At 43.4% G+C, this 8,051-nt stretch carries 8 protein-coding genes; 5 read left to right on the forward strand and 3 right to left on the reverse strand.

Going from position 1 to position 8,051, the window contains the following annotated elements:
- Positions 1–47 precede the first annotated feature (47 nt).
- The 5 genes from NT175_03170 to NT175_03190 all read left to right on the forward strand — a co-directional run bounded on the left by NT175_03170 (position 48) and on the right by NT175_03190 (position 3,684).
- The gene (locus tag NT175_03170; GenBank protein ID MCX6233713.1) at positions 48–278 is read left to right on the forward strand and encodes a 4Fe-4S binding protein; all 231 of its coding nucleotides are present in this window, start codon (positions 48–50) and stop codon (positions 276–278) included.
- 23 nt (positions 279–301) lie between these two features.
- Positions 302–1,384 carry a 3-methyl-2-oxobutanoate dehydrogenase subunit VorB gene (locus NT175_03175; protein MCX6233714.1) on the forward strand — a complete coding sequence of 361 codons (1,083 nt, stop codon included), beginning with the start codon at positions 302–304 and terminating at the stop codon, positions 1,382–1,384.
- A gap of 12 nt (positions 1,385–1,396) precedes the next feature.
- Positions 1,397–2,176 (forward strand): thiamine pyrophosphate-dependent enzyme, encoded by a 780-nt coding sequence (locus tag NT175_03180; GenBank protein ID MCX6233715.1) that lies wholly within the window; start codon positions 1,397–1,399, stop codon positions 2,174–2,176.
- Positions 2,177–2,338: 162 nt separating this feature from the next.
- A complete protein-coding gene (locus NT175_03185; GenBank protein MCX6233716.1) occupies positions 2,339–2,890 on the forward strand; it encodes a 2-oxoacid:acceptor oxidoreductase family protein in 552 nt (183 codons plus the stop codon).
- Between the two features lie 38 nt (positions 2,891–2,928).
- Positions 2,929–3,684, forward strand: coding sequence for a TIGR02757 family protein (locus tag NT175_03190; protein ID MCX6233717.1), 756 nt, complete (start codon positions 2,929–2,931; stop codon positions 3,682–3,684).
- 78 nt (positions 3,685–3,762) lie between these two features.
- On the opposite strand, the gene NT175_03195 is transcribed toward NT175_03190, so the two are convergent.
- The 3 genes from NT175_03195 to NT175_03205 form a co-directional block, all read right to left on the reverse strand.
- Positions 3,763–5,907, reverse strand: a complete 2,145-nt coding sequence (locus tag NT175_03195) for a hypothetical protein (GenBank protein MCX6233718.1) — start codon at positions 5,905–5,907, stop codon at positions 3,763–3,765.
- Entirely contained in the window at positions 5,904–6,296 is a 393-nt protein-coding gene (locus tag NT175_03200; protein ID MCX6233719.1) for a BlaI/MecI/CopY family transcriptional regulator, read from the reverse strand. The genes NT175_03195 and NT175_03200 overlap by 4 nt, the downstream gene beginning before the upstream one ends.
- A gap of 136 nt (positions 6,297–6,432) precedes the next feature.
- Positions 6,433–7,770, reverse strand: coding sequence for an MFS transporter (locus NT175_03205; GenBank protein ID MCX6233720.1), 1,338 nt, complete (start codon positions 7,768–7,770; stop codon positions 6,433–6,435).
- Positions 7,771–8,051: the final 281 nt, after the last annotated feature.

An 8,051-nucleotide genomic window follows, 5' to 3' on the forward strand; every position in this document is an offset into this window, starting at 1 on the left:
CTGAAGGAGCCTGTGAGGTTGAAAATGAATATAATAATATTTCAGACATGGCAAAAGTCAGAGGCGCTATTGTAGTTGATATTGAAAAATGCAAGGGTTGCGAAGTATGTATCGGAGCCTGCCCAACACAAGTCATCGCATTGACCGGGCAAGTCAATGGTAAGGGATACCGCTATGCATACATGCAAAATCCTGAGGTATGCACAGGTTGCACCAACTGCGCTGTCGTATGCCCTGATGGTGTGATCACTGTTTACAGAATTAAAACTGAAGGTTAGTTCAACAGATAATCCTAAGAAAAATGGGTGAACTGCGATTAATGAAAGGTAATGAGGCTATAGGGGAAGCGGCAATACGTGCCGGTGTGGATGGGTATTTTGGTTATCCCATCACGCCCCAGTCGGAAATCATCGAATACCTGATGGCCGAGAAGCCTCATGAACGCACAGGCATGGTTGTATTACAGGCCGAAAGCGAAGTGGCATCCATAAACATGGTTTATGGAGCAGCAGCGACAGGTAAAAAGGCGATGACCACCTCATCAAGTCCCGGCGTGAGCCTCATGATGGAGGGACTGTCATATTGTGCCGGCGCTGAAATTCCGTGTGTCGTTGTGAATGTGGTCAGGGGAGGGCCGGGGCTGGGCACCATACAGCCGTCGCAAGCCGACTATTTCCAGGCCACAAAAGGCGGCGGACATGGCGACTACCGCCTCATCGTCCTCGCACCCGCCTCCGTACAGGAAATGTCCGACTTCGTCAAACTCGCCTTTCACCTGGCATTTAAATACCGTAATCCTGTCATGATCCTGTCGGATGGCGTCATCGGTCAAATGATGGAAAAAGTTGAACTCTTCGAACCAATACCACGGTGGACTGAAGAGGAAATCACCAGGTTATCGCCATGGGCAACAACGGGCAAAACCAAAAACCGCGAGAGAAATATCATCACCTCCCTCGACCTCGACCCCGCACGCCATGAAAAACATAATATCAAATTACAGGAGAAATACGCGAAAATTGTTGAAAACGAAGTTCTATGCGAAAAGATAAATTGTGATGATGCGGAATACCTTATTGTGGCTTATGGCTGCAGTGCACGTATAGCACAGAAAACACTTGACCTGGCCAGGGCTAAAGGTATTAAACTGGGTTTGTTAAGGGCTATCACCCTTTGGCCTTTCCCGACAAAACCAATACAGGAGCTTCTGGGACATATAAAAGGCATTCTCACATGCGAACTCAGCGCCGGACAAATGGTGGAAGATGTACGCCTGGCAGTGGGAAACAATATACCTGTGAAACATTATGGCCGTATGGGAGGCATGCTTTTCACTCCCGATGAAATCCTGCATGTTCTCGAACAAAAAATCATAGGAGGATAAGATATGGCGGAAATCAGATCAGAAGATATCATCCGACCAGAGAATCTGGTGTATAAAAAAACCCCGCTGATGACAGATAACATCCTGAGCTATTGCCCGGGGTGTGGACATGGCACGGCGCACCGTATCATCATGGAAACCATCGATGAAATGGGACTTCAGGAAAACACCATCGGCGTTTGTCCTGTCGGCTGTTCTGTCCTGGCCTACGATTTCATGAATATCGATATGCAGCAGGCAGCCCATGGCCGCGCTCCCGCACTGGCAACAGGCATCAAAAGGACATGGCCCCACAGGCTTGTCTTCACCTACCAGGGTGATGGTGACCTGGCAGCTATCGGTACCAATGAAACTATTCATGCTTGTAACCGTGGTGAGAACTTTACCATAATCTTCATCAACAATGGCATCTATGGTATGACCGGAGGCCAGATGGCACCAACCACCCTCGTCGGTATGAAAACATCCACATCGCCTTATGGACGCGACGTACATCGGATGGGTTTTCCGCTGAAAATCACCGAGCTGGTGGCACAGCTACCCGGTACCTGGTTTGTCACACGCCAGGCTGTACATACACCCGCTACTGTCCGCAAAGCTAAAAAAGCTATTCGTACTGCATTCGAAGCTCAAAGAGATAATAAAGGCGGAACCACCTTCATCGAGATCGTTTCAAACTGCAACTCCGGATGGAAAATGCGCCCCGTTGAATCTAACAAATGGATGGAAGAGAATATGTTCCCGTTCTATCCACTAGGGGATATTAAAGTGGAAGGAAAACTCGTTAAATAATCAAACAGCCTCACCCCTTCACCCCCTCTCCTCCAGGAGAGGGGGACGGGGGGTGAGGCTAATTAAAAACACAAATAAAAAATAAAAAATTGTTTTCAATTTCTTATAGTTTTTAATCTTTTATATGTGTTTTTTATTTTTTATTTTTGATCTAATAATAATATGACTGAAGAAATAATCATAGCAGGATTCGGGGGGCAGGGTGTTTTATCAATGGGTAAGATACTGGCCTATTCCGGCATTATGCAGAATCAGGAGGTCAGCTGGATGCCGTCGTACGGTCCTGAAATGCGCGGCGGAACGGCAAATGTCACGGTCATCCTCAGCGATGAACGTATCAGCTCTCCTATCCTGAATTATTTTGACACTGCCATCATCCTTAACCAGCAGTCGATGGATAAGTTTGAAAAATCGGTGAAACCGGGAGGAATTCTCATCTATGACGGAAACGGTATCACCCGCCATCCGGTACGGACCGATATCAACATATACCGCATTGACGCAGCCGATGAGGCAGCCAAACAGGGACTCTCAAAAATATTCAATATGATCGTCCTCGGCGGTTACCTGAAAATCAAACCCATTGTAAAACTGGAAAATGTCATTCTCGGTCTCAAAAAATCACTGCCAAACCGGTATCACTATCTCATTCCCGAAAATGAAAAAGCGATTACCATAGGAATGGGACTTATTGAACCTGTTCATACCGTCTGATCAGTATCTTACGATCAATGTATCTGCCTGAAAAAGAAATGTTTCAATTCCTTGAAGAAAAATATGATCTGTATAACCGGCCTTCATTTATTGATACCGACCCCATTTCAGTCCCTCATCAGTTTGAAAAAAAAGAAGATATAGAAATATCAGCCTTTCTAACTGCCACGCTCACCTGGGGTATACGTAAATCGACCATTAACAGTGCAAATAAACTGATGCAACTAATGGACTTCCAACCGTACGAATTCATCATTAACGCAGGTAAGGCTGATACCAATCACTTAAAACCCTTCGTGCACCGGACATTTAATGGTAACGATTGCATTTATTTTATCCATTCGCTGGAAAATATTTATTGTCATCATGGGGGGCTTGAAAAAGCCTTTTCAGATGGACTTACCAAAGACGACAACAACGTTAAAAATGCCATCATTCATTTCAGGAAGGTCTTCCTGGAGCTCCCTCACCACGCACATGTTGAGAAACATATATCCGATCCGCAAAAGAATGCCTCAGCCAAAAGAATCCTTATGTTCCTGCGGTGGATGGTTAGAAATGATAAAAGAGGTGTGGATTTCGGGATATGGCATACAATATCTCCCAGCCAGTTATATTGCCCTCTGGATGTTCACACAGGCAATATTGCACGTAAACTGGGGCTGTTAAACAGAACATCGAACGATTGGAAGGCCGCTGAAGAACTTACCCGCACCCTGCGCCAATTTGACTCAAACGATCCGGTGAAATATGATTATGCCTTATTCGGCCTCGGTATCTTTGAGAAATTTTAAATTTAAAAACGAAAAAGTACATCTTAAATTTTAAATTTAAAATGCACTTTTAACCTTTCAAATTTACATTTTCAAATTTTAAAAGAAATAAGTATACCCCTCCTTCAGCTTTTCCCCAAATGCCGACTCGAGCAATCTCCTGTACTTCGCATGGACATCCTTTTCCTGTATCACTCCATTGATCACCATCTCCTTTGCAGTAATCTCGATGATGTAGTTGCGCTCTTCTGCTATAAGCCCATCCGATATGAGCTCTTCCCTGATAATTTTCTTGACCTTCAAAACATCCAGATCGTGGTCGGAATGTCCATAGTTAACGAAAAGATCATCTACTGGTGGCAATGGCCTGGCAAACTCCTCAGGTAATTCCCAATCTCTTTCACTCTCTTCGGGAACAGCATACTGGAACTCATAATCTTTCAGGGCTTCTTCCCATTCACGACTGAAGTCCTCTGTTTCGAAGTCTTCGGGAAATGTAGAGGAATAATCCCCGATAACATCGTCAATAGAATCCAGCTCTTCAATTACGCCGGGAGGCAGATCCAAAACATTACTCCACAATAAGCCACAGGGATGAGGACATGTAGTATCGGTTGAAAGACTATCAAAACCATAAGAATAAAAAAGCCGGTTAAATTTATCAGGTCCGAAATCGCCGCGAAGGTCCATACATGCCGTATCCGAATCGTCGAAATAATAAAAATTCTTGCCGTGTCTGAATTTGAAATGCTTGTTGAGAGGAATAGGTGGCATGGCATTAAGATGTTGTTGCTCACGTAATGCCTTAAGGTATTGCTCCTGAGCCTTGCGTTGCAGTTCGGTGGTTTTTTGCATCTCCTTCATTGCTTCATTTCGTTGCCTGCTGGCTTCTTCAAAGGCTTTCTTTGCCTCCTCCATGGCTTTTTCCCTGGCAGGTTTAGTCGTATCACCACTATACATCAATAACCCGGATGGATGAGCCAATAAGGGACCTGGCATACACATACGGATACGGCCGACAGGTTGGATGTTCAGACTTTTTTCTGAGTTTAAACTGTTTCTTGCCTTGCTTCCGGTTTCAGGTACAAGACCGACAAAAAGTGGCGGGGATTGCCAGGTAAAGCTGCTTTGTCCCGGATAAGCCTCCGGTTTGATGGCTTTTTCACTTGGCCCATATGATATCGCAGCATGGGAAGATAGGGTTAGCGCAATGACCAGAATAACGATGGCAGGAATAATCCCTTCTGTAAATGCCGGCTTAAAATATGGCTTGCCAATGATGCGGTATATCCGGTTTAATAACTGCTCCTTTCTACCCGTAAGTGCTGTCACCAACATAGGAATCTCCTGTTCAATTTCCTGCAAACTGGCAAGGGCCCTGGCATAGGTGAGTGAATCCTGGCAGTATGCTACAGTCATATCATCACAAATGTTTTCCCTTTCAATTCGTATCTGGCGCGATATCCACCAGATGACGGGATTGAAAAAGAATAATACTTCCATGACTGACTGAAAAATGTTGACCAGGTAATCTTTACGGTAAATATGGATCATTTCATGAATCAGGATGGTTTCAATTTGCTGCATGGGAAGACCGCTGATGACACCGGCAGGCAGCAATATGACAGGTTTCAGGCAACCGACAACCATAGGTACTTTGACCATTGCCGATTCCAGTAAGTCAATTTTACGGAATAACCCAATTTTCCTTTTAAGTTCAATAAACCTTAGTAAAATTTCCTCTCCTGTAGGTCTGGTTTTGGCACTCTTCAGCCTGTGGGCATAGGCAAGTCCTCCGAGCAGTTTTATCAGAAATATCAGCATCCCGGCTATCCATATGATGACAATAACAGGGGTATTGGCTTCAAAAAAATTGATGGTCGATGCAATTGTATGCTTAATGCCTGTTATGCTGCTGCTTAGCGTTTCGGATGTTCCCTGCCTGATCAGGAGAATAACGCCGCTGACCAAGGGATCATTGATGGTTTTCTGCTCACTGGTTATCTGTTTCACAGGTCCGTCGTGATGAGAAATGATGGAATAGGTGATGACTGAAGCTGTAAAAAGAAGCAGAAGACCAGCTATGTATGCCATATACCGAAACCTGGCATTTCGATGCCGGAGATAGGCCATGACACCTGCCATTAACAAACCTATCACTGCACCCTGCCACAGGGAATGAATAAGTGTCCATCCCAGTGCATGGACAATCTGATCAGAAATGGTTATACCAAGTAAATTCATTTTTTACCTCCTTCGAGTTCGTTTATGAGATTTTTAATTTCTTTAAGTTCTTCACGTGATGCTTTATAACTGCCCAATGTCTGCATGACAAGCCTCTTGGCTGAGCCATTAAATGCTGTGGCCAGAAGCTTATCCAGAAGGTCACTCTGTACGCTCTCTTTCCTGATTACGCTCGAATAAACATGCGTTCGCCCATCGGCCATCCGTGAGACCAGTCCCTTATCCGTCATAATTTGAAGGAACTTCAGCGTCGTGGTATAGCCAACCTGCTTCTTCTCATTCAGCCGGTCATTTACAAAACGTACTGTGCTCGGACCGTCCTCCCACAAAATGGATAGTATCTGAAGCTCAGATTCAGTAGGTTTCGGAAGTTTGCCTGGAGTATTCATTGGGAATTTTTGTAGTGATATAACGTAACTACGAATTCTTTCGTACAAAATTATATCAGGATTTTATAAAATTCAAGTGGAAGTACGAAATAATTCGTATTTTTTTGTTAAAAGTTGTTAAAATAGTGTAATGAGGTTATGCGTCTTTCTTATAGGACCATATCATGACCCCTATTGCCGCCACAAGGAAGAGCATGGATAAGATGAATGCCCACGTGAAACCAGTCAGTTCATAAAGGATGACACCGCCCGTGGGCGCTATGGCGCCTCTTACACCGGTCAGGATCAGATGCACCGATTGATAATCACCGGCCTCCTCCTTTGAGCAAAAATAAGCTGAGCCTATATACCATAGTAAAGATATGGTTGCAGTGAAAATGCTCATAAAAACCACATACAGTATCAGCATGTAAAAAATCCTGATGCCATGAAAATCAAAATAAAACGGAAAATATTCCGACAGAACCATGAACAGGATAGAAAGAAGCATAGACAGGAAAGTATATACCCCGAATTTCCGTGGATCCATCGAACCCAGCAAACGGCCAAAAAACGGAAGTAAAATAATAGCCAGCAGGTTAAAAGCATTTTTGTAAAAGGCCACACTGGAATAATTCAGATGCAATACCCTTTCAAAAAATATGATGATGATGGTATTGCTGATCATAAAGGCAAACCCATAAAGCATGAAACTAATCTCAAAATGGCGGTAAGGAGCATTTTTCTTCACTATTCTGAATTGATTCAAGGCCGATTCCCGGACCGAATGCCAGAATCCACTAAAAATCACGCCTCTGCCAGCATCTGACGGGCTGCCGCCTTTCCCAGGTTGCAAGTTGATGGTTGTTTGATCCCTGTTTTCGATCATCGACAACAGATACACAGAAATAATCCCCAATACAGCCACAGCCGGAAAAACATAGGTAAAAGCAAAACTATCCCTGTCAAGGAGCAGGCCGTAAATGAAAGTAGTCACCAGCATGAGGATTCTGTTCGCCGCTGTGGAATAGCCGTATAATATACCAAAATGGGTATGTTCATAAGTGTTCTTGAGCAAACTGTTAATGACCGGGTAGATAACAGGAGAGGCCAGATAATATGCAAGAAAAATCCCTAGGAAGATATAGTGATAGACGGAAGTACCTGTAACTGCTGAAATATCCCGGGGAAAAACCAAAAGCAAAATCAATGGTGCACGGGTTAAAATACCGACTAAACGCAGGAACCTCTTTCTATTCCTTATTCTTTTAAGGAATTCATTAATAAAGATCAGTAAGAGAAAAACCAGGACACTGAACTGAAACAGCAGGCCAAGTTGGTACGTGGATCCTTTGAGGCTTTTAATAAATACGAATTCATTCAGTATCAGTACGCCGGCCAGAATTCCTTCGAGGCAGGAATAGACGAAATGCAGCCTGAATGTGCGCTTCTCGGTATCATTAAGGTGCAGCCGATGAATAAAGATTCCTGACAAGAGGCGATATTTCTCCGAAATTAATGGAATTTCGTTATTCTCTTGATTGAAAATTTAAAATCGGGAAGTTAAATTGTAAATGATAAATTAAAAATGCACTTTTGCGACTTACAATTTTACTTTTCTTGATTTGATTAATCGCTAACCTGAATTATTCATAAAAAAATGGAAAAGTTTGTTATCTCATTGATAATCATTATCTTTGAGGTGTATAAACTTTTAAACAAACTTTTCCATGAGTAAAGATACAAAAAGCCCAAATACCCATCTTGTTTCTGATA

This window comes from Bacteroidota bacterium (genome assembly GCA_026391695.1).
In the GTDB taxonomy this organism is placed as follows: Bacteria; Bacteroidota; Bacteroidia; order Bacteroidales; family JAGONC01; genus JAPLDP01.